The 21977-nt window shown below is 65.0% G+C and carries 20 protein-coding genes; 13 read left to right on the top strand and 7 right to left on the bottom strand.

The genetic code is table 11. The features are described from left to right. The first annotated feature begins 128 nt into the window (after positions 1–128). Together AC1DSJ_RS12400 and AC1DSJ_RS12395 are read left to right on the top strand one after the other, a co-directional pair. Positions 129–968 carry a ZIP family metal transporter gene (locus tag AC1DSJ_RS12400; protein WP_175169697.1) on the top strand — a complete coding sequence of 280 codons (840 nt, stop codon included), beginning with the start codon at positions 129–131 and terminating at the stop codon, positions 966–968. 55 nt (positions 969–1023) lie between these two features. Beyond that, positions 1024–1812, top strand: coding sequence for a dienelactone hydrolase family protein (locus tag AC1DSJ_RS12395; RefSeq protein ID WP_054423599.1), 789 nt, complete (start codon positions 1024–1026; stop codon positions 1810–1812). A gap of 129 nt (positions 1813–1941) precedes the next feature. Here the strand turns inward: AC1DSJ_RS12395 and AC1DSJ_RS12390 are convergent, their stop codons facing one another. Continuing rightward, positions 1942–3603 (bottom strand): Na/Pi cotransporter family protein, encoded by a 1662-nt coding sequence (locus AC1DSJ_RS12390; RefSeq protein WP_054423597.1) that lies wholly within the window; start codon positions 3601–3603, stop codon positions 1942–1944. Positions 3604–3778: 175 nt separating this feature from the next. Between AC1DSJ_RS12390 and AC1DSJ_RS12385 the strand changes: the two genes are divergently transcribed. Next, positions 3779–5170 carry an L-serine ammonia-lyase gene (locus AC1DSJ_RS12385; protein WP_476760316.1) on the top strand — a complete coding sequence of 464 codons (1392 nt, stop codon included), beginning with the start codon at positions 3779–3781 and terminating at the stop codon, positions 5168–5170. A 179-nt stretch (positions 5171–5349) separates the two neighbouring features. Here AC1DSJ_RS12385 and htpX read toward each other — a convergent pair whose 3' ends face one another. Further along, positions 5350–6231 (bottom strand): protease HtpX, encoded by an 882-nt coding sequence (gene htpX / locus AC1DSJ_RS12380; RefSeq protein ID WP_054423593.1) that lies wholly within the window; start codon positions 6229–6231, stop codon positions 5350–5352. A gap of 155 nt (positions 6232–6386) precedes the next feature. Between htpX and AC1DSJ_RS12375 the strand changes: the two genes are divergently transcribed. Then, positions 6387–7241 (top strand): DMT family transporter, encoded by an 855-nt coding sequence (locus tag AC1DSJ_RS12375; RefSeq protein ID WP_054423591.1) that lies wholly within the window; start codon positions 6387–6389, stop codon positions 7239–7241. Positions 7242–7271: 30 nt separating this feature from the next. Then, positions 7272–8129, top strand: a complete 858-nt coding sequence (locus tag AC1DSJ_RS12370) for a sulfurtransferase (protein ID WP_054423589.1) — start codon at positions 7272–7274, stop codon at positions 8127–8129. Positions 8130–8218: 89 nt separating this feature from the next. Here AC1DSJ_RS12370 and AC1DSJ_RS12365 read toward each other — a convergent pair whose 3' ends face one another. Both AC1DSJ_RS12365 and AC1DSJ_RS12360 read right to left on the bottom strand, forming a co-directional pair. Then, a complete protein-coding gene (locus AC1DSJ_RS12365; protein WP_054423586.1) occupies positions 8219–8788 on the bottom strand; it encodes a phosphonate degradation HD-domain oxygenase in 570 nt (189 codons plus the stop codon). Positions 8789–8842: 54 nt separating this feature from the next. Continuing rightward, on the bottom strand, positions 8843–9706 hold the full coding sequence (locus tag AC1DSJ_RS12360; RefSeq protein ID WP_054424647.1) for a LysR family transcriptional regulator: 864 nt from the start codon (positions 9704–9706) through the stop codon (positions 8843–8845). Positions 9707–9853: 147 nt separating this feature from the next. Between AC1DSJ_RS12360 and AC1DSJ_RS12355 the strand changes: the two genes are divergently transcribed. From AC1DSJ_RS12355 to AC1DSJ_RS12335, 5 genes are all read left to right on the top strand, one after another. Beyond that, positions 9854–10927, top strand: coding sequence for a putative 2-aminoethylphosphonate ABC transporter ATP-binding protein (locus tag AC1DSJ_RS12355; RefSeq protein WP_476760315.1), 1074 nt, complete (start codon positions 9854–9856; stop codon positions 10925–10927). A 100-nt stretch (positions 10928–11027) separates the two neighbouring features. Continuing rightward, a complete protein-coding gene (locus AC1DSJ_RS12350) occupies positions 11028–12776 on the top strand; it encodes a putative 2-aminoethylphosphonate ABC transporter permease subunit (protein WP_427949827.1) in 1749 nt (582 codons plus the stop codon). Positions 12777–12791: 15 nt separating this feature from the next. Beyond that, complete coding sequence (gene phnX, locus AC1DSJ_RS12345; protein ID WP_175169701.1) at positions 12792–13622, top strand: phosphonoacetaldehyde hydrolase; 831 nt, start codon at positions 12792–12794, stop codon at positions 13620–13622. Positions 13623–13761: 139 nt separating this feature from the next. Continuing rightward, on the top strand, positions 13762–14784 hold the full coding sequence (locus AC1DSJ_RS12340) for a putative 2-aminoethylphosphonate ABC transporter substrate-binding protein (protein WP_441370689.1): 1023 nt from the start codon (positions 13762–13764) through the stop codon (positions 14782–14784). A 13-nt stretch (positions 14785–14797) separates the two neighbouring features. Beyond that, positions 14798–15928, top strand: a complete 1131-nt coding sequence (locus AC1DSJ_RS12335) for a TIGR03364 family FAD-dependent oxidoreductase (protein ID WP_175169703.1) — start codon at positions 14798–14800, stop codon at positions 15926–15928. 89 nt (positions 15929–16017) lie between these two features. On the opposite strand, the gene AC1DSJ_RS12330 is transcribed toward AC1DSJ_RS12335, so the two are convergent. The 3 genes from AC1DSJ_RS12330 to AC1DSJ_RS12320 form a co-directional block, all read right to left on the bottom strand. Beyond that, entirely contained in the window at positions 16018–17163 is a 1146-nt protein-coding gene (locus AC1DSJ_RS12330; RefSeq protein ID WP_175169704.1) for an aromatic ring-hydroxylating oxygenase subunit alpha, read from the bottom strand. Between the two features lie 292 nt (positions 17164–17455). Next, complete coding sequence (locus AC1DSJ_RS12325) at positions 17456–18466, bottom strand: acyltransferase (protein WP_054423571.1); 1011 nt, start codon at positions 18464–18466, stop codon at positions 17456–17458. Between the two features lie 237 nt (positions 18467–18703). Further along, a complete protein-coding gene (locus AC1DSJ_RS12320) occupies positions 18704–19672 on the bottom strand; it encodes a Bug family tripartite tricarboxylate transporter substrate binding protein (RefSeq protein ID WP_054423569.1) in 969 nt (322 codons plus the stop codon). Between the two features lie 174 nt (positions 19673–19846). Between AC1DSJ_RS12320 and AC1DSJ_RS12315 the strand changes: the two genes are divergently transcribed. The 3 genes from AC1DSJ_RS12315 to AC1DSJ_RS12305 all read left to right on the top strand — a co-directional run bounded on the left by AC1DSJ_RS12315 (position 19847) and on the right by AC1DSJ_RS12305 (position 21969). Next, positions 19847–20701 (top strand): IclR family transcriptional regulator, encoded by an 855-nt coding sequence (locus AC1DSJ_RS12315; protein ID WP_441370690.1) that lies wholly within the window; start codon positions 19847–19849, stop codon positions 20699–20701. Positions 20702–20783: 82 nt separating this feature from the next. Continuing rightward, on the top strand, positions 20784–21050 hold the full coding sequence (locus AC1DSJ_RS12310) for an exodeoxyribonuclease VII small subunit (protein WP_054423561.1): 267 nt from the start codon (positions 20784–20786) through the stop codon (positions 21048–21050). Between the two features lie 7 nt (positions 21051–21057). Continuing rightward, the gene (locus AC1DSJ_RS12305) at positions 21058–21969 is read left to right on the top strand and encodes a polyprenyl synthetase family protein (protein WP_054424643.1); all 912 of its coding nucleotides are present in this window, start codon (positions 21058–21060) and stop codon (positions 21967–21969) included. Positions 21970–21977 lie beyond the last annotated feature (8 nt).

Here is a 21977-nt window from a genome sequence, read left to right as displayed (position 1 = left end):
GCGGCCGCGCTCCGCGCCGTTTTGCTGGCTTGAACATCGGTGGGCCGTCTTCGGACGGCCCATTTCCGATTTTGGGATTGCAACAATATAATGTTGCGCTTCCCTCCCGCCTTTATTGCGTCCCCCAAATGTTGCTGCTCTGGGTCTTGCTTGCCACCGTAACCGGCGGGCTCATCGCCGTCTTTGTCGCCAGCTGGCTGGCCTACAGAGTGTTTGCCCAATACCTGCATCACATGGTCAGCCTGTCGGTGGGCGTGCTGTTGTCGGTGGCGCTGTTGCACCTGCTGCCCGAGGCCTTTGAAGGCGCGGTGGGCGATGCCCATGCGTTGTTCGGGCTGATGCTGGCCTCGCTGATCGGCTTCTTCGTGCTGGAGAAGATTGCGCTGCTGCGCCACAGCCATCACCACGAAGGCGACGGCCATCACCATCACAAGGGCCACGACCATCACGAAGCGGGCCGTGGCGGCATGTTGATTCTGATCGGCAGCTCGTTGCACAACCTGTGCGACGGCGTGCTGGTGGCGGCGGCCTTCCTGACCGACCCGCTGCTGGGCGTGCTGACGGCGGCGTCGATCATCGTGCATGAAGTGCCGCACAAGCTGAGCGATTTCGTCGTGCTGCTGAACGCGGGCCTGGCGCGCCGCCGGGCGTTTTCGCTGATTCTCTTCACCAGCTTGTGTTCAGCCGTGGGCGGCATAATAGGGTACTTCGTGCTGCAGCAGGCGCAGGGCTGGGTGCCGTATGTCTTGGTGGTTGCCGCCAGCAGCTTCCTCTATATCTCGGTGGCCGATCTGATGCCGCAGATGCACGAACGGGTATCCCTTTCGGATGCCGTCCCGCAATTGCTGCTGGTAGGCGTGGGCGTGGTGCTGATCTACAGCGTGACGACCCTGATGCACCATGGACACGAGCACGGGGCCGAAGCCGGCCACGGCGCGCCCCATGCGGAGCACGCTCACACGCACTAGGACGCGCGCGGACGGGATGCCCGGCCGTCTTCGATTCCACCCTAGGAGTGTGCCCATGAGTTTTTCCGCCGCCGCCGGTAACGTCGCGCCTACCGTCATCCATACCGACACGGATGGACTGGTCCACGGGGATTTCAAACTGCCCGTGGCCGATGGTTCCATCGCCGCCTATTACGCGGCCCCTGAAGGCCGCCGCGACCTGCCCATCGTGCTGGTCGTGCAAGAGATCTTCGGCGTGCACGAGCACATCAAGGATCTGTGCCGCCGCGTGGCCAAGGCCGGCTACCTGGCCGTTGCCGCCAACCTGTACGAGCGCCAGGGCGACGCTTCGGTCTACACCGACATCCCCAAACTCATCGCCGAACTGGTCAGCAAAGTGCCGGACGAGCAGGTGTTTGCAGACCTGGACGCCAGCGTGGCCTGGGCCGCGCAGAACGGCGGCGACGCCAAGCGTGTGGCCGTGACGGGTTTTTGCTGGGGCGGCCGCCTGACCTGGATGTATGCCGCGCACAATCCCGATGTGAAGGCGGGAGTGGCCTGGTACGGCAAGCTGAGCGTCGGCCATGGCCCGCTGATCAAGCGTGTGGCCTTCGACGTGGTGAACGAATTGCACGGCCCCGTGCTGGGCTTGTACGGGGCTAAGGATGCCAGCATTCCGCTGGCCGACATCGAGACCATGAAGACAAAGCTGGCTGCGGGAAATGCTGCCGCCAAGCAGTCGGAATTCGTCGTCTACCCGGATGCCGACCACGCGTTCCTGGCGGACTACCGCGCCAGCTACAAGCCGGAAGCGGCGAAAGATGGCTGGAGCCGGATGCTCGCTTGGTTCCAGCGCTATCTGTAGGGACGAGGCGCAGGCATCCTTGAGCGAAGGCGCCAATAAGCGTGGGCGCCAATAAGTAAACGCCCATAAGTAAGCGCCCATAAGTGAGCGCCCATAAAGAAACCGGCCCAAGGGCCGGTTTCTTTTTGTTCAGTTCCCGGCTTCGCGCAGCCGGCTCGGCAGCAGCTCGCCGTGCCGGGCCAGCAGCGGGTAAGCCGCCGCGCCCACCAGATGCGAGTTGATGCCCTTCATGTCGCGCAGGATATCCAGATACAGCGCGCCGACTTCGGCGGCGTCGACCTGACCGGCCTTGATCTTTTGCAGGTGCGTCTCGGATGCCTGGATTTCGATGTTGCGGAAACGCGCCTTCTCGCCGGCAAGGGCCCGGGCCTGGCGCAGATCGTCGTTGACGAACAGGGCCGCGGCTTGGCGCTCGTTGGCGATCAGCTGGCCCAGCGTATCGTCCAGGCTGGCGCGCTGTTCGGGCGAGAAGGTCCAGCCCTGTTTGCGCAGCTTGGCGACGTGGCTCAAGAGGCCGTGGTGGGCGATGTCGCCCGCATGGCCGATGTTGCTGGTGAAGGCCAGGATGTCGTCCATGCGCTGCACGTCGTCGCGCGTCATGTTTTCCTGATCCAGCGTGGCCAGGTACGTCGTGATGGCGTTTTCCAGCTTGTCCAGCGCGGCGTCCAGCTGGCGCGCCTGGACCATGCGGTGACGGTTGTCGCGCTTGAAACCGGCGCGCGCGTACAGCAGCAGCGTTTGCACCATATCGGCCATGCGCAGCGCTTCGCGTGCGGCGTTGCCCAGCGCTACGGCCGGCACGTCGTGCGCCCACTCGTCCAGATATTGGGGACGGGAAGGGTCGTTCGGGTCGGCGCGCTTGGGCAGCCAGCGGGTGAGCAGGGCGGCGTAGGGCGTGAGCAGCGGCAGGAATACCAGGGCGATCACCGCGTTGAACAGCGTGTGAAAGTTGGCCACGGCGCGCGCCGGGTCGCTGGCCATGTCGCTCATCAGCGGTTGCAGCACGGGCAGCAGAATCAGGCCGGCCAGCACGCCCAGCACGCGGGTCAGCAGGTTGCCCAGCGGCAGGCGGCGGGCGGCCGGGTCGTCGCCCGTCACGCCTTCGATCATCGGGTTGATGGCGGTGCCCAGGTTGGCGCCCAGCACCAGCGCAAAGGCCACGTGCGGCGCCACCATGTGATGGCTGGCCAGCGACATCACCAGCACCACAACGGCCACGCTGGAATGCGCGGCCCAGGTGAAGGCGGCCGACAGCAGCACGGCAGCCACCGGCTGGGTGGACAGTGCGTCAAGAATCATGCCCAGCATGGGGGCGGTCTGGAACGGCTCGAAAAGCTCAACGAGTTGATGCAGCGACAGCAGCAACAGCCCCAGCCCGATGAACACCCGGCCCAGATCGCGGGTGCGGCCCGGCGGATAGCGCCGGAACATCCACACGCCCGCCAGGATCAGGATGGGCGCCAGCGAGGTCAGGTCAAACGACAGCAGCTGAACGATCAGCGTGGTGCCCACGTTGGCCCCCAGCATCGCGGCCAGGGCGGGCACCAGGCCGACCACGCCGCCTGCGGCGAAGCCGGTAATCATCAGGCCGGTGGCGGTGCTGCTTTGCAGGGCGGCGGTGATGCCCAGCCCGGCGGCAAAGGCACGCAAGCGCGTACCCAGCGCTTTGCCCAGCGCCGCGCCCAAGGCCGCGCCGAAAGCGCGCTGGACGCCCGTTTGGACCATGTGCACCCCCCAAAGGAGGAGCGCGACGTAGCCGGCGAAGTCAAGCAGGGTAATAAGTCCAGACATCCAGGGGTAGTTCCGTTCTTTTTATGACATGAAATAATTCTGTAATGATCGCACGCCTGACCGGGCGGCGAAACCCGGCGGCGCAATACAGCTTACGCGCGTCGGGCCTTTACTGCGCGCGGCTGTGGCTGCGCGTATCATTGCCTGACTATTCTTTGATGTACTGGAGTTTCGCGTGGCCGTTTCCGTATTCGATCTGTTCAAGATAGGCATAGGCCCGTCTAGCTCCCATACGGTGGGCCCGATGCGGGCCGCATTGCTATTTGCGCAGGGGCTTGAACGCGACGGCCTGATCCCCCAAGTCGCCTATGTGCGCGCCGAAATGTACGGCTCGCTGGGCGCCACCGGCAAGGGCCACGGCACCGACAAGGGCGTGCTGCTCGGACTGATGGGCGAAGCCCCCGACACGGTTGACCCGGCGGCGATTGCCGGCATGCTGGCCTCGGTGCGCGCCAGCCGCCAACTGCCCCTGCTTGGCCGTTTCCCCGTCCCCTTCATCGAGAAGGAACACATGGTGTTCTACCGCCGCGAAGCGATGGCCGAACACCCCAATGGCATGAAGTTTCACGCCATGGGCGCCAATGGCGAGTCGCTGCGTGAATCGCGCTATCTGTCGGTAGGCGGCGGCTTTGTCGTGACGGCCGGCGCGTCGAACAGCCAGGTCATTGCCGCGCATAACCAGTTGCCGTATCCGTTCCGCTCGGGCCGTGAGCTGCTGACCATGTGCCGCGAAAGCGGCATGACCGTGGCGCAGCTGATGATGCAAAACGAGCTGACCTGGCGCGAAGCGTCGGAAACGCACAGCGGGCTGGACCGTATCTGGCAGGTCATGCAGGACTGCGTGGCGCGTGGCTGTGGCATCAATTACCCGGAAGCCGATGGCGAATTGCCCGGCCCGCTGCGCGTGCGCCGCCGCGCCCCCGAGCTCTACCGCAACCTGACGCAGCGCGCCGAGCGCACCTTGTCCGACCCCTTGTCGGTGATGGACTGGGTCAACCTGTACGCSATSGCCGTCAACGAAGAAAACGCGGCCGGTGGGCGTGTGGTGACGGCGCCGACCAACGGCGCAGCCGGCATCATTCCGGCCGTGCTGCATTATTACGACCGCTTCGTGCCGGGCGCCAACAGCGACGGCGTGCGCAATTTCTTGCTGACCGCTGCGGCGGTGGGGCTACTGTACAAGTACAACGCGTCGCTGTCGGGAGCCGAAGTGGGCTGTCAGGGCGAAGTGGGCGTGGCGTGTTCGATGGCCGCGGGCGGCTTGGCGGCCGCCTTGGGCGGCACGGTCGAGCAGGTTGAGAACGCCGCCGAGATCGGCATGGAGCACAACCTGGGCCTGACGTGCGACCCCGTGGGCGGGCTGGTGCAAATTCCCTGTATCGAGCGCAACGCCATGGCCTCCATCAAGGCCGTGAACGCGGCGCGGATGGCGCTGCGCGGCGACGGGCAGCACTATGTGTCGCTGGATTCGGTCATCAAGACGATGCGCGAAACGGGCGCCGACATGAAGACGAAGTACAAGGAAACCGCGCGTGGCGGCTTGGCGGTGAACATCGTCGAGTGCTGATCCAGGCGTGACCGGGCGCGTGGCGTAGACCTTCATTCTGGCCGTGACCCGGGCCTTTATCATCGGCGTGACCGGGCCTTGATCCGGCGCCCGGCACATCGATCCGGCAACCAGCCGGCCCAAGAAAAAGCCCCTCTGACGAGGGGCTTTTTGCTGCCTGCCTGCAAGTGGTGCTGGGGTCAGACCACGCGTGCGTTTTGCAGGGCGGCGATACGGGACGGGATCGGCGGGTGCGAGGCGAACATGGCTGCCAGGCCGCCCTTGCCGGTGATGCCGGAAGCTTCAAACGACTTGGGCAAATCGCCCGGCTCCAGGCCGCCCAGGCGCGCCAGGGCGCGGATCATGGGTTCGCGCGCGCCCATCAGGTGGGCCGAACCGGCGTCGGCGCGGTATTCGCGCTGGCGCGAGAACCAGGCCACGATGATCGAGGCCAGCACGCCGAAAATGATTTCACAGACCAGCACGGTGATGTAATAGCCCGGGCCGATGCCGCGTTCGTTCTTGAACACGACGCGGTCGATGAAGTAGCCAACCACGCGCGCCAGGAACACGACGAACGTGTTCACCACGCCCTGGATCAGCGTCAGCGTGACCATGTCGCCGTTGGCGATGTGGGCCACTTCGTGCGCGAGCACGGCCGCGACTTCTTCTTCGCTCATGCTTTCAAGCAGGCCCGTCGACACGGCAACCAGCGAGTCGTTCTTGAACGCGCCGGTGGCGAATGCGTTGGGGGCGCCTTCATAGATGGCGACTTCCGGGCGGCCGATGCCGGCGCGGTCGGCCAGCTGGTGCACGGTGTCGACCAGCCAGGCTTCGCGCTGGCTGCGCGGCGCGTTCGGGTCCAGCACTTGTGCGCCGGTGCTCCATTTGGCCATCGGCTTGCTGATCAGCAGCGAGATGATCGCGCCGGTAAAGCCCACGACCACCGAGAAGATCAGCAGCGCGTTGAGGTTCAGGCCATTGGCGGTGATGTAGCGGTCTACGCCCAGGATGCGCAGCGTGGCCGACAGCACGAGCATGACGGCCAGGTTGGTGATGACGAACAAGACAATGCGTTTCATGTTTTTTGTGTTCCTCTGCGAGCGGGAAATACCCGGGGTTCGACATGGCGGCGGCCCGCCAGTTCCCCGACTCGCCGGCACCGCTCCCGGTGACGGAGAGTATAGTATCGCTTTCCCCTATTTCTCCCCCACTTTTCCCTTAGCGCAGACCCCCAATGCAGGCTCTTTGGATGTTGCTGGCGTCCGCCATGTTCGCCATCATGGGGTCGTTCGTGAAGCTCGGCACCGAGCACGGCGCGTCGTTGCCGCAGATCGTGCTTTTCCGCGGGCTCCCCTCCGTCATTCTCTTGCTGCTGTATGCACGAGCCGGCCGGCAATCCATCATCCCCACCAGTTGGAAGCTGCACATCTGGCGCAACTTGTCTGGCGTCACGTCGATGTGGCTGGGGTTTTTCGCGATCTCGCATTTACCGCTGGCTACCGCCACCAGCCTGAACTACACGGCGCCGCTGTTCATCGCCTGTTGGATGTTGGGCTGGGGCGGCGCGCAGCGCGACCCGGTGCGCATCATTGCTGTGGCGCTGGGTTTTCTGGGCGTGATCGCCGTGCTGCGTCCCAGTATTACCGACGACCAGTGGCTGGCCGCGGTGATGGGGATGGGCGCGGGCGCCATGTCGGCCATCGCCATGATGCAGATCCGCCAATTGGGCCGCATCGGTGAACCCGAGTGGCGCACCGTGCTGTTTTTCTCGGTGGCGGTCTGCGTGTCGAGCCTGGCTGGGCTGTGGTTTGAAGGGTGGGGCCAGGCCGACTGGCAGGGCTACGCGTCGCTATTTGGCGTGGGCGTGGCGGGCATGTTTGGCCAGTTAGCCATGACCCGGGCCTTCGGCATGGGCTCAGCCCTGCTGACGGCGGCGTTGCAGTACAGCACCATTATTTTCGCGGCCTTGCTGGGCATGGGGTTCTGGGGCGACCATCTGGACGCCCTGGCCTGGGCCGGCATGGGCTTGATCATTTCTGCGGGCCTGCTGTCGGTGTGGCGCACCATGCGCGACCCCAAGCCGACCTGACCCGCCTCTTTTCGATCAGGAGCACCCCGAATGACGATGACACTGATTTCCGCCGCCGACCTGGCCGCACGCCTGGGCGCGAGCGATGCGCCTGACGTGCGCATCTTCGATGTGCGCCATGACCTGACCAACCACGCCGCGGGCCGCCAGGCCTATGACGCCGGCCACCTTCCCGGCGCACGTTATCTGGATCACGAAACCGAGCTGGCCGCGCCGCGCACCGGCAAGAACGGCCGCCATCCGCTGCCGTCGCGCGCCGAATTCGGCGCCTTGATGGCCGCGCACGGCGTCACGCCGCAAACGCTGGTGGTGGCGTATGACGGCAGCGGCGGCATGTACGGCGCGCACTTGTGGTGGATGTTGCGCTGGCTGGGCCATGAGCGCGTAGTGGTGCTGGATGGCGGCTGGCAAGCCTGGGTGGCTGCGGGTCTGCCGACCACGACCGAGGCCGCGCCGGCAGTCAAGGCGGGGCAACCGGTGGAACCCGGCGCATCGCTCGCGGGTGCCGTCGACGCCCGCGCCGTGCTGGACAACATCGCCCAGCCGTCCTTCACCGTGATCGATGCACGCGCCGCCAACCGCTATCGCGGCGAGGTCGAGCCGATGGACCCGGTGGCCGGGCACATCCCCGGCGCCCTGAACCGCCCCAACGGCGAGAACCTGCAAGCCGACGGCCGCTTCAAATCCGCCGAGCAATTGCGCACCGAATTCTCGGGTCTGCTGGCGGGACGCGACCCGGCAGCAATTGTTCATCAGTGCGGCTCGGGCATTACGGCCTGCCACAACCTGCTGTCCATGGAGATCGCGGGCTTGTCCGGATCGCGCCTGTACCCGGGCTCGTGGAGCGAGTGGTGCAGCGACCCATCCCGCCCGGTGGCCAAGGGCTGAAGAAGGTGGCTGCCGGGCCAAGGCAGCCGACGAGCCAGGGCAGAGGCCGCCGCGGGCTTCAGCTAGCGCCGCCGCGCCCTAGCCGCGCATCACCAGATCGCCGCCAGCTTGACCCGCCCGGAGACGCTTTCGGCGATCTCCAGGAAATGGTCCAGGGGCGGCGTGGCCAGCCCCGGCACCTTGGCCATATCGTCCCAACGCCTTAGACGAATCGCATCCGGCGCGCCCGGCATGCTGGCGAAATCCACCGCCTGGCCCGCATCGAAACTGCCCCCTTGCAGCGCCAGGCTGCGCTTGGAGTCCTCCGAGAGCGACGCTTCATATTGCGGCTCCACGTAGCAAAGATAGCGCTTGGCTTCGACATGGAGCCGGATGGGGTCCAGCACCGCCGAACTGAACAGCCCGCGCAGGAAAGGCAGCACGAAATATTGATGCTTGTCGTCGATGCCGCGCAGCGTGGGCGTGCCGGGCCGGTCCGCAATCAGATGGCCCAGGTCATGCAACAGGCAGGCCGTGATCAGTTGCGCGTTTGCGCCATTGCGTTCGGCCAGCGATGCCGTTTGCAGCGCATGCCGCAAATGGCTCACGGACTCGCCGTGATAGGAACGGTGCCCCCGTTCCAGGAAAATCTGCTCGATGTCTTGCAAGGTCAAGGCCATGGTTGTCTCCTGAGTGGCCGCAAGGGGGAGGGGGCGGGCAGTGACCGTTGACGGTCAGCCGGCTGCCGGCGCCATCTCCAGAAAGCGCGCGATCAATTGCACCGGTTGGCGCTCGCGCAGGCAGTACAGGTATTCGTTCATCATGATCTCGGCCCCCTGGATATCCAGGGCCGCCAGATCCGGATGGGACGGGATTTCACGCGACGGGATCAGGCTGATCCCCAGGTCGCAAAGAATGGCTTGCCGGATCGATTCGCGGCTGCCGATCTCCAGCGTGCGGCGCACCGTGACGCCGGCCTGCGCCAGCGCGTCCTCGGTCAGCTGACGCGTCATGGAGCCGGGTTCGCGCAGCAGCACCGCATGGTCGGCCAGATCGGCCAGACGCACCTTGCCGCGCCGCGCCAGCGGATGGTCGCGGTGGGTGACAACGCGGATCGGGTCGGCGGCAATCATCCGGCGGTACAGATGCTTGTCATCCATCAGAAAAGAAGACGTGGCAATCTCGATGCGGTAGTCGTGCAGCGCTTGCAGCATCGACTGCGAATTGCCGATCGTCACCGTCAGGTCGATGCCCGGATAGCGCTGGTTGTACCGGCGCACGGTATCCATGATGTAGAAGGGGCCTGTTGCGCCAATGCGCAGGTTGCCTTCACGCAGGTCGCTCGCGTCGCGCAGCCGGAAATCGATTTCGGTTTCCTGCTGCACCAGCTTTTCCACCATGGGCATCAGGCTGTGGCCGGCGTCAGACAGCCGCATGCCGCGGCCTTGCCGGTGGAACAGTTCAACGCCGTAACGCGACTCCAGCTGGCGCAGTTGCCCCGTCACCGTGGGTTGGCTGACACCCAGTTGGGCGGCGGCTTTGGTGACGGTGCCGCAGCGAGCCACGGCGTAGAAGGATTTGAGTTCGGCGACAAGCACGATGGTGGGGGCGGGAAAGGGACGCAATGCGCAAGACCGCCAGTACACCAAAATAATTTGATGTTTTTATTACTGCATTTGCGCGAAGTGTCATAAACGCTCAATACGCGCCTTCCATACTGCCTTCGTTCCCAGACCGGAGGCACCATGCCCCAACCCGATAGCGCCTTTCTCTCAGTACGAAATTTAGTGAAACGATTCGGCAGCCACACGGCGCTGGCGGACGTCTCGCTGGATATCCGCGCCGGAGAGCTGGTGTGCCTGCTGGGCCCGTCCGGGTGCGGCAAGACGACGCTCTTGCGCGCCATTGCCGGGCTGGAGCGCCAGGACAGCGGCGCGATCGTGCTGTCGGGCCGCGATATTTCTTACGCCGAACCGCAAGMGCGCGACTACGGCATCCTGTTCCAGTCCTATGCGCTGTTTCCCAACCTGWCCGTGGCGCAGAACGTRGCMTACGGCCTGAGCGGCAAGCGCGCGCATCGCAAGCATGTCGCCAGCCGGGTCGAGGAAATGCTGACGCTGGTTGGCCTGGCGGGCGCGGCGGATAAATATCCGGGACAGATCTCGGGTGGCCAGCAGCAGCGCGTGGCCCTGGCGCGCGCGCTGGCCCCGTCGCCCTCATTGCTGTTGCTGGATGAACCGATGTCGGCGCTGGACGCCCGCGTGCGTGAACATCTGCGCATCGAGCTGCGTGCGTTGCAAAAGCGGTTGTCCATTACGACGCTGATGGTGACGCATGATCAGGAAGAGGCCATGGTGATGGCCGACCGCATCGCCGTCATGAATGGCGGCGTCATTGAACAGTACGGCACGCCGCGCGAACTGTATCGTCAGCCGGGCTCGGCCTTCATTGCCGACTTCGTGGGTGAAGCGAACTGGCTGCCGTTCGAACGCGTTGATGCTCACCGTGCGCGCGTCGGCCGTCAGGAACTGGCGGTGGACGAGGCGTTGGGCGGCCAGTCGGGCAAGCTGTTTGTGCGCCCCGAAGCGGTGCGCGTCACCATGGCGCGCCCGGAAGAACCCAATTCGATGTTGGCCGATGTGCTGGATGGCGTGTTCCTGGGCCGCGGTTACCGCCTGGCCTTGCGGCTGGAAGGCGTGCCCGGGTCCACCGTGCATTCCATCGTGTCCCCCGAAATCGGAGACGCCCTGTTGGGCCCTCACGCTGCCAGCCGTTGCTGGGTGGAGCTGCCGCGCCATGCGATTCGCGCCTACGCTTGAGCCCGTCATGACTGGTTCGCCTTCCGTGGCCGAGACCCCCTCCGCGCCGATGGCCGCTGCCACTGTGTCTGCGGCCATGCCGGCGGGAATGCCGGCAGCAATGCCGACCCCCGTGTCCGCTAAAACGCCAGCCAACAGTCCCGCGCTGGCCTTGGGCCGCCGTCCCATGCCCGCCTGGATCGGCGCGCTGGGTTTGACGATGGGGCAGGGCGCGCTGGTCTTGTTTCTGGTGCTGTTCCTGGCGCTGCCGTTGATCGCCATCCTGGCCAAGTCCGTGACGGATAACGACGGCGCCTGGGCGGGCTTGTCGGTCGTCGGCAGCATCATCGGCGCTGACGGCTTTCTGCCGATGGTTGGGCGCAGCCTGACGGTAGGCATCGTGACCATGCTGCTGGTCGTGCCTTGCGCTTACGCGTTTGCCTACGGCCTGACGCGCACGCGTCTGCCGGGCAAGGGCCTCTTGCGCACCATCGCCTTGCTGCCGCTGCTGGCCCCGTCGCTGTTGCCTGGCATTGCGCTGGTCTACCTGTTAGGCAACCAGGGCCTGCTCAAGGGGCTGACGGGCGGCGCCACCATCTACGGATTCTGGGGCATCGTCGTGGGCGAGGCGTTCTACACCTTCCCGCACGCGCTGATGATTCTGCTGACCGGCCTGACGCTGGCCGATGGGCGCCTGTACGACGCGGCGCGCGCCATGGGCGCAGGGCCGTGGCGCACCTTCATGACCGTCACCTTGCCTGGCACGCGTTATGCCGTGTTCTCGGCCTGCTGCGTGGTGTTCACGTTGACGGTCACTGATTTCGGCGTACCCAAGGTGGTGGGCGGTGACTACAACGTGCTGGCCATGGAAGCCTACAAGGCGGTGGTCGGCCAACAGAACTTCCCCAAGGGCGCGGCGATCGGCATCTTGCTGCTGCTGCCGGCCTTGCTGACCTTCGTGCTGGACCGCCGCCTGCGTGCCCGCCAAGGCGCCCAGATGAGCGGCCGCGCCCAAGCCTACGCGGCGGGCCAGAACCGCCGCCGTGACGCTGCATTCCTGGCGCTGGCGGGCGTGATGGCCGCCTTCCTGCTGCTGATCATCGGCGTGGCCGTCTGGGCGTCGTTCGTGAAGATGTGGCCGTACAACCTGTCGATGTCGCTGCGGTCCTACGACTTCGACAACATGGACGGCGGCGGCTGGCTGGCCTGGCGCAACAGCTTGCAGCTGGCGTTTTGCACGGCCCTGATCGGCACGGCCGTGGTTTTCGTGGGCGCCTGGATGATGGAAAAGGTGCCGGCGCGCGGCCAGGTGGCGCGCGGTTTGCGCGGCGTGGTCAGCATGCTAGCGTTGATGCCGATGGCCGTGCCTGGCCTGGTGCTGGGCCTGGGCTACATCTTCTTCTTCAACAGCCTGATGAATCCGCTGAACATGTTGTACGGAACCATGCCGCTGCTGATCTTGTGCACGGTTGTCCACTTCTACACCAGCGCGCATCTGACGGCCGCCACCGCGCTGAACGCGCTGGACCCGGAATTCGAAGCGGCATCCGCGTCGCTGAAGGTGCCGCGCATGACGACGTTCCTGCGCGTGACCTTGCCGATGTGCCTGCCCGCCGCGCTGGATGTCGCCCGCTATTTGTTTGTTTCCGCCATGACGACCGTGTCGGCCGTGGTGTTCCTGTACAGCCCGTCCACGGTGCTGGCCGCCGTTGCCGTGCTTAACATGGACGACGCTGGCTTCATCGGTCCGGCCGCCGCCATGTGCACGGTAATCATGGCCAGTTCCGCCACGGCGGCTCTGGTGTTGCATCTGGCCAGCCGTGCGCTGGTGGCGCGCAGCCAGGCCTGGCGCCGTCCCGTGGCTCTTTGAACGCTTATTTCTAGGATGACCCTCATGACTGTTTCTTCCTTGCCCGTGCAGCTGGAAGCCGTGATCTTCGACTGGGCCGGCACGCTGGTCGACTTCGGTTCGTTTGCCCCCACCAAGGTGTTTGTGGATGCGTTTTCGCAGTTCGGCATGGAGGTGTCGCTGAAAGAGGCCCGCGGCCCGATGGGCATGGGCAAGTGGGATCACATCCGTGCGCTTTGCGACCAGCCCGCCATCGCCAGCCAGTACCAGGCCCAGTTTGGCCGCCTGCCCACCGACGACGACGTGACCGCCATCTACGAACGCTTTCTGCCGATGCAGATGGAGAAGGTTGCGCAGTATTCGGCGGCCATTCCCGGCGCGGCCGAGCTGCTGCGCGCGCTGCGCCAGAAGGGCTTGAAGATTGGTTCGTGCTCGGGCTACCCGGACAGCGTGATGCGCCGCGTGGTTGAACGCGCCGCCTCTGAAGGCCTGGAACCCGATTGCATCGTGGCCAGCGACGACGTGCCGCGCGCGCGCCCCGCGCCCGCCATGGCGCTGAAGAACGTGGTCGAACTCGGGCTGTCCGATGTGGCCGCCTGCATCAAGGTGGACGACACCGCGCCCGGCATTGAAGAAGGCCGCCGCGCCGGCATGTGGTCGGTGGGCTTGCTGTTGTCGGGCAACGCCGCCGGCCTGACGCTGGACGAATACCTGAGCCTGGACGAGGCCGGCCGTGATCGGGTGCGCGCCGACGCCAGCCGCGAGCTGTCATCCGCTGCGCCGCATTACCTGATCGACACGGTGGCCGATCTGCCGGCCGTCATCATCGACATCGAAGCCCGTCTGGCACGAGGCCAACGACCCTGAGCTAGCGCTTTCTTCCGGCCACGCCGGACGCTGTTTCCCTTTCTGTTTTTACCTTGCACCGCAGCCGGCAGCCGCCGGCAGTGGGGGCGACCTTCACCCTTTTTTTGCGCAATTTTTCCGCTCATCCACGGAGTTCCACATGAATCGCTACAAGCTGCTTGCACTGGCCGCCGCCCTGACGGGCGTGATGGGCGCCGCCTCCGCCGAGACCACGCTGACGGTCTACACCGCGCTCGAAGCCGACCAGATCAAGGTCTACCAAGCCGCATTCGAAAAGGCCAACCCCGACATCAAGATCCAGTGGGTGCGTGATTCCACCGGCATCATCGCCGCCAAGCTGCTGGCCGAAAAAAGCAACCCCAAGGCCGACGTGATCTGGGGCCTGGCCGGCACGGCGCTGGGCCTGATGGACAAGGAAGGCATGCTGCAACCCTACGCCCCCAAGGGCCTGGGCCAGATCGCCGCCAACATGCGCGACGCCAAGGCCGAGCCGTCGTGGGTGGGCATGGACGGCTACGCCGCCGCCATCTGCTTCAACACCATCGAAGCCGAAAAGCAAAAGCTGCCCAAGCCCACGTCGTGGCAAGACCTGACCAAGCCGGTCTACGCCGGCAAGATCGTCATGCCGAACCCGGCTTCGTCCGGCACGGGCTTCCTGGACGTCAGCGCCTGGCTGCAAATCTTTGGTGAAGAAAAGGGCTGGGCCTATATGGACGCCCTGCACAAGAACATCGGTTCGTACACGCACTCGGGTTCGAAGCCTTGCAACATGGCGGCCGCGGGCGAGTTCCCGATCGGCGTGTCGTTCGACTACCGCGCGGCCAAGCTGAAGGCCGATGGCGCACCGGTTGAAGCCGTGTTCCCGTCGGAAGGCTTGGGCTGGGAAGTGGAAGCCACCGCCATCATGAAGGGCACCAAGAACCTGGACGCCGCGCGCAAGCTGGCTGACTTCTCGGCCAGCCGCGAAGCCAACGAGCTGTACAAGGCCAACTTCGCGGTGCTGGCGATTCCGTCCATCGCCACGGTCAACCCCAACCTGCCGGCCGACCTGACCAAGCGCATGATCAAGAACGACTTCGTGTGGGCCGCGACGAACCGCGAACGCATCATCGCCGAGTGGACGAAGCGCTACGACGGCAAGTCGGAACCCAAGAAGAAGTAAGGCGCGGCCAGCCATGAAAACGTATGACGTAATCGTGGTGGGCGCGGGCATGCTTGGCATCGCCCACGCCTGGGCGGCCGCCAAGCGCGGCCTGTCGGTTGCGGTGATCGAGCGCAGCCGTCAAGCGCACGGCGCCACGATCCGCAACTTCGGCCAGGTCATCGTGACGGGCCAGGCGCCCGGCATGATGCTGTCGCACGCGCAGCAGGCCCGCGAACTGTGGCTGGACCTGGCGGGCAAGGCGGGCTTTCATGTGCGCGCCAATGGCGCACTGGTGCTGGCCCGCAATGCCGATGAAGCCGCTGTCTTGCAGGAATTCGCGGACACGCGTTTGAAGCAGGAAGGCTATCGCGCCGATCTGCTGTCAGCGCGTGACGTGGCAGGCCTGTACGGCGGGCAATTGGCGCATCACTGCATGGCGCTGCGCGGCCATGACGACCTGCAAATCTATTCCCGCGAAGCCTTGCCCGCCATCACGGCGTACCTGGCCGAATCGTTGGGCGTGACTTTCATCACGGGCACGCTGGCGCGCGCCGTGGAAAATGGCCTGGTCGGCACCACCGCGGGTGAATTCCAAGGCAAGCATGTGTTTGTCTGCCCGGGTCACGATTACCTGACCCTGCTGCCCGAACGCTTCGCGCCGCTGAACCTGGAAGTTACGCGTTTGCAGATGTTGCGTGCGGCGTTCGAGACGAACCCCATCGCGTTGGACCGCCCCGTGCTGACGGGCTTGTCCTGCGTGCATTACGGCGCGTTTTCGGATTTGCCCACGGCGCAGACGCTGCGTGACGTGATCCAGGCCCGCACGCCGATGCTGCTGGAAAACGGCATCCATCTGCTGATCAGCCCCACGCCCACGGGCGAACTGATCATCGGTGACTCGCATCGTTATGGGCAGGACGCGTTCCCGTTCAACGACGAGGCGGTCGACAACGCCATGCTGGACTTGGCGTCGCAGGCATTGGGCGCGCGCCTGCGGGTGATTGAACGCTGGCAGGGCGTGTATGGCGCGCACGGGCCGGCGCCGTTTTCGGTGATGCCGGTGGACGCGGCCACGACGGTTGCGGTGATGCACTCCGGCGTCGGCATGACGGTGGGGCTGGCGATCGGTGAACGGACGGTGGCGGGCGTGGTCGGGATGTGACCCGGAACTGATCGTCCGTTTAGCCTTGCCCAAGCAAAAGGGCCTCGCTTGTCCAGCGAGGCCCTTTTTTTATTTCCGCAATGCCTGGATTACAGGTCTTGCATGATGCGCCGATACCATTCGTGGAAGTGCTGCATGCCATCTTCCATGGGTGATTGGTACGGGCCGGTTTCGTTCACGCCGCGCAGCATCAGCGCCTTGCGGCCGGCGTCCATGCGTTCGGCGATTTCATCGTCTTCGATGGCCGTTTCCATGTAAGCCGCGCGCTGGGCTTCAACGAATTCGCGTTCGAACGCCGAGATTTCCTCGGGGTAGTAGAACTCGACAACGTTGATGGTTTCCTGCGGGCTCTTCGGGTACAGCGTGGACAACACCAGCACGTGCGGATAGAGCTCGATCATGTGGGTCGGGAAGTACGTGACCCAGACCGCGCCGAAGTCCGGTGCATCGCCATCGCGGAACGACAAGAGGCGGTCGTGCCATTGCTTGTACACATCCGAACCCGGCTGCGCCAGCGCATTGTGCACGCCCACTTTCTGCAAGCTGTACCAGTCGTTGAATTCCCAGGTCAGGTCGTCGCACGTGACGAAGCGGCCCAGCCCCGGGTGGAACGGACCCACGTGGTAATCCTCGAGGTAGACCTCGATGAACGTCTTCCAGTTGTAGTTGCACTGATGCACTTCAACGTGGTCCAGCACGTAATCGCCGAAGTTGAATTCCGGACGCGAGAACAGCGGGGCCATGTCGGAGGCCGGATCGCGCGGGCCTTCGAACAGCAGGCCGTGGCAATCGCGCAGGCGGAACTTCTGCAGATTCATGCAGGGCGTGGTGGCGAACTGCGGCGCGCCCAACAACTCGCCTTGGTTGTTGTACGTCCAACGGTGCAGCGGGCAAACGATGTTGCCGCCGGTAGCCTTCAGATTGCCGTGCGTATTGCAGTTGCCGGTCACGTTGCCGGCTTCGCCGCCCAGCATCAAAGCCTGACGATGACGGCAGACATTCGAGATGAGTTCAACGCCTTGCTGGTTGCGAACCAGCACGCGTCCTCCGCCTTCCTGGGCCAACGACCGCCAATCCCCGATGTCGGGCACCAATTTCTGATGGCCGACGTACTGTGAGGATTGCTTGAAAATGAGTTCTTGCTCGCGGGCAAAGAGGGCTTCGTCAAAATAAGCGCTGACGGGTAGCTGGGTGCGAGCTGGCACGACATGTGCCATCCGACCGATGTCGGTCATGATTCCCTCCGCTCGGATAAAAAAGCCAGGACGGTTTGAGCTCTGCCAAGCGCTTTTGTTCAAGCCCAGCGTGATTGCAAACCATCGTTGCAAACGCTTGAGCTCAACGTCGAGCTTGGCTACATCCGTGCTGGCGCGAAGAAAAATCGGTGTCTGGCCGATCAAATAAGCCGTGAATTGTACCCCAAGGGATTCCCCCTCGCCCGTGAAGATCGGTGAAGCTTGGTGAAGATCCAGAGGGGCATGATCGCCCCGCCACAAAGGCGAATCAACCCTTTGCGGCGTAGGTCTTTCAGACGAGCCTTCGGGTGGCGGGGTGGCGGCGCATCAGCCAGCTGCTGGCGGCCGATAGTGCGAAGACCGCCAGGGTCAGCAGCGGCACTATCCAGGCGTCGCGTTGGCCGCCTGTGAAAGCGCCCGCGCGGTGCGCGATGTCCAGGAAGACGGGGTGGATCAGATAGACGCCAAAGGTCAGCGGCGCCAAGGCGGTCAAGCGCGGCAGACGGGGCGAGGACACGATCCATTGGAAGGCCGCCAGTGACATGAATGGCACGGTCAGGCTGAAGTAGTCGTAGAAATAAGTGTCCAGGGCGTGGCCATTGGACATAAGGCTGACGCCCAAAGCGGTGGCGGCGACGCTGGCCGTGAGCATCAGGCCGGGGCGGGGGATGCGCATATCGCCATCAAAAATCAGGCGGCCGGCCACGAAGTAACCCAGGTACGGAAGGAACCACGTCAGGAAGAAGCCGTGCGGCGCGCCGAGTGCGCGCCGGTACAGGGCATCCAGAATGGCCACGCCCAGAATGCCCACAACCCACAGCGCGCGGCCGCGCGGCGTGCTGCGGGCGTAGAGCAGGCGGGCCAGCGGGGCGAACAGGTACAGCCCCACGATCATGTACAGATACCAAAGGTGGTAATACGGTTCGCCTTGGGCCACCTTGCGCGGCCAGAACGAGAAATCGACGCGGCCGTCATCCCACCAGTCGAGCCCGGTGCGCCAGGCCAGATAGAACAGGGTCCAGAACACCAGCGGGGCGCAGATGCGCGCCATGCGGCGGCTGTAGAACTGGCGGGCGTCTTGGGGCTTGTGGGGGTCGAGCAGCAGGGCGCCGCTGACCATGACGAAAACCGGCACGCACCAGCGCGCCGCCGAGTCGTACAGATTGGCGGCCAGCCACGCGCCGCCGCCATACGCGGCCGGATCGCTGACGATCAGCGCGGCGCTATGGAGCAGCACGACGGCCACGGCCGCCAGCCAGCGGGCGGCGTCCAGGCGGGCGTATCGGTCTTCGGTCTGATGCATCGGGTTCCCGCTGGGTGTTTCGCTGCTTCACCATAGCAGCGACCCACGCCCGTCTTCTGTATCCAGCGGTTAGGCAAGGCGTAAAAAACCGACAGGGTCTGTGAAGGCGCTGTCGGTGGAAAGGGCGGCGTGCCCGGTGGGACGCCGCCAACTCGCGGGCCGGCGAGGCCGCGAACGATTTGTCACGAAACCGTTTGCCCGTTTGCCGGTTGCCCGTTGGCGCAGCGCGCCGCGGGCTTATTGCAGAACGATGTTCGCCTGTTTGATCAGTTGCGACACGATGGGCTGTTCGGTCTTGATCTGCTTGTCCAATTCAGCCGCCGTGCCGGAACGCGGATCGATCCCCATATCCAGCATGCGCTTTTTGACGGCTTCATCCTTCAGCGTTTCGGTCAGCGCGGCTTGCAGCTTTTCCAGTACCGGGGCCGGCGTGCCCTTGGGTGCCACGAAGCTGAACCAGGCGGTCATGTCGAAGGCGGGGTAGCCTTCTTCGGCCAGCGTTTGCAGCTTGGGCAGCGTGGCCAGGCGCGAGGGGCTGGTGATGGCGAACACCTTGACCTTGCCCGCGTCCGCTTGCGGCATGCCGGTGGCGACCATGTCGAAGAACAGGTCCACGTCGCCGCTGATCAGCGCGGGCAGAGCCTGGGTTGCGCCCTTGAAGGGCACGTGCAGGATGTCGATGCCGGCGCGTTCCTTGAACAGTTCGCCCGCCAGGTGCGACGAGGTGCCGGGGCCGAACGTGGCGAAGGTCAGCTTGCCCGGGTTCTGCTTGGCATAGGCGACCACGTCCTGCGTGCTGTTGAACGGGCGCTTGGGGCTGGAAAGCAGCACTAGCGGGCCAACGCCCACCATGCCGATGTGCGCGAAGGCGTCCGGGTCGTACGGCAGTTCCTTATACAGATAGCGGTTCGTGACGAGCGTGGAGTTGGTGGCCATCAGGATGGTGTAGCCGTCCGCTTGCTCGCGCGAGACGAATGCCGCGCCGATCGACGTGCCGGCGCCTGCCTTGTTCTCGACGATCATGGGCTGGCCCAGCGTCTTGGCCATGCGTTCGGCCAGGATGCGCGTCAGCACATCGGTGGCGCCGCCCGCCGGGAAGGGCGAGACGACCTTGATCGGGCGGGCCGGGTAGGTGTCGGCCTGCGCGCCCAATGCAGCGGCGCTGAGCAATACGGTGGCCAGCAGTTTGATGCCTGTGCGAATCATGTTTTTCCCCTTGAAATCGCGTGCATGAGTGGATCGCCGGGCCTGGCTTGGTTGCGCTGCGGTGCTTTGGGGGCATCGCGCCAACTTGCCAGGTCTCCTTGGATGATTTAAATTCCGTTATATGGAATTTAGTTTTGTTATTCGGAATAAACTATAAAAACGAAGCGAATAGAAATGCAATCTTTTTCTGACTCCAAGCGCGTCATTCACGCCGCCGCCAAGCCCGACGAAACGTTGGAACTCAGCCAGCCCGCCCGCCGCAAACGCACGGCTGGCGTGGGCGAAGGCGCCAATTCGCCCGACTTCATCACCGCGCTTGCGCGCGGGCTGGATGTCTTGCGCTGCTTTCGCCATGGCGTAACCGCGCTGGGCAATCTGGATCTGGCGCGCCTGACCGGCCTGCCCAAACCCACCATCAGCCGCATCACGTACACGCTGACTGAGCTGGGCTACCTGCGCTATCACCCGGACACCGGCAAGTACTCGCCCGGCTACGGCGTGCTGGCGCTGGGCTTTGGCCTGTTGGCTGGGCTGGAAGTGCGCGAACTGGCCAAGTCGTCCATGACGGACCTGGCGCGTGACACCGGGGGCGCGGTGGCGCTGGGCGCATTCGATGGCGACGCCATGACCTATGTGGAAGCCATCCACGGCTCGTCGGCGCTGTATCTGCGCCTGCCGGTGGGCTATCGCGCCAGCCTGGATAGCGCCATGGGGCGCGCGTATCTGGCCAGCCTGCCGGTGGACGCCTGCGATGACGTCACGGCCAGGCTCGGCCCGGCCGCGCCGCCCGCCGACGCCATCGTGCGGGCGCGGGCCGAATTGCAGGAATCCGGCTGCTGTTTCGCGCTGGGGGAGTGGCAGTCGGGCATCAACGCCGTCGCCGTGCCGTTCACCTCCATTACCGGCGAAGGGGTCTTCGTGATGAGCTGCGGCGGCCCCGCCAGCCTGTTGCCCGAGGCCGAGTTGCGCACGCGCGTGGGGCCGGCATTGCGGGCCGCCATTGCGGGACTGGCGGGGTCATCGGCCTGATCATTGCGCTGCATCAAGGTCCGGCGTGGCTATCTCGTACAATTCACGAATTGATCCACCCCTAGCGCCCTCGGAGACCCGTTTGGCCACACCCGCACAAGCCGATCCGCAGATCGATGACCGTCCCTTGCCCCAGGATTTCGAAACGGCCCTGGCCGAATTGGAATCGTTGGTTGCGGCCATGGAAGACGGCTCGTTGCCGCTTGAGCAATCGCTGACTGCCTACCGGCGCGGCGTTGCCTTGACGCGCGTCTGCCAGGAACGCCTGGCGCAGGCCGAACAGCAGGTCAAGGTTCTGGAAGGCGACCTGCTGCGCCCGCTGGACCCGGCGGCGCTGGATGACGAATAAGAATCCGATGAAGCAAACTCAACTCCCCTTCGCGGAGTGGTTGCACGGTCGTGTGCGGCATGTCGAAGACGTGCTGGATGACCTGATGCCCCCCGCGGATGTGCTGCCCGTCCGTCTGCATGAAGCCATGCGCTACGCCGTGCTTGGCGGTGGCAAGCGCGTGCGCGCCGCCATGGTTTACGCCGCGGGGCAAGCCTGCCCCGTCAGCGGCAGCGTGCTGGCCATCGAGGCCTCGCTGGACCGTGCGGCGGCGGCGGTGGAACTGATTCACGCCTATTCGCTGGTGCACGACGACCTGCCTTGCATGGACGACGACACGCTGCGCCGCGGCCGGCCCACCACGCACGTGCAATTCGACGAAGCCACCGCCATGTTGGCGGGCGACGCCTTGCAACCGCTGGCGTTTGACCTGTTGGCGTCCATGCCGATTGCGCCCGCGCTGATCGTGCAGGCCACCCAATCGCTGGCGCGCGCCGCCGGCAGCCAGGGTATGGCGGGCGGTCAGGCAATTGACCTGCTCAGCGTCGGCCATTCGCTGTCGCGCGATGAGCTCCAGACCATGCACAGCATGAAGACCGGCGCTATGCTCGCGTGCAGCGTTGCGCTGGGCGGCATCGTGGCCGGCGCCAGCTCGGCCTCGCGTCAGGCCTTGGACGCGTACGCGCAAGCCATGGGTCTGGCGTTCCAGGTGGTGGACGATATTCTTGACGTCACCGCCGATACGGCCAGCCTGGGCAAGACGCCGGGCAAGGACGCGGCGGAGAACAAGCCCACATACGTGTCGCTCCTGGGCCTGTCCGAAGCGCGCGCGTTTGCCGAAGAATTGCGTGTGGCCGCGCTGGCGGCGCTGGAACCGCTGGGCGACGCCGGCTTGCGCCTGGCGCAACTGGCCGATTTCATCGTCCTTCGAGACCGCTGATCCGTGAC

The organism is Achromobacter sp. 01N37, assembly GCF_056399725.1.
Note: the sequence above shows the minus strand (reverse complement) of the source record. Positions and strands in the feature narration are given on the sequence as shown.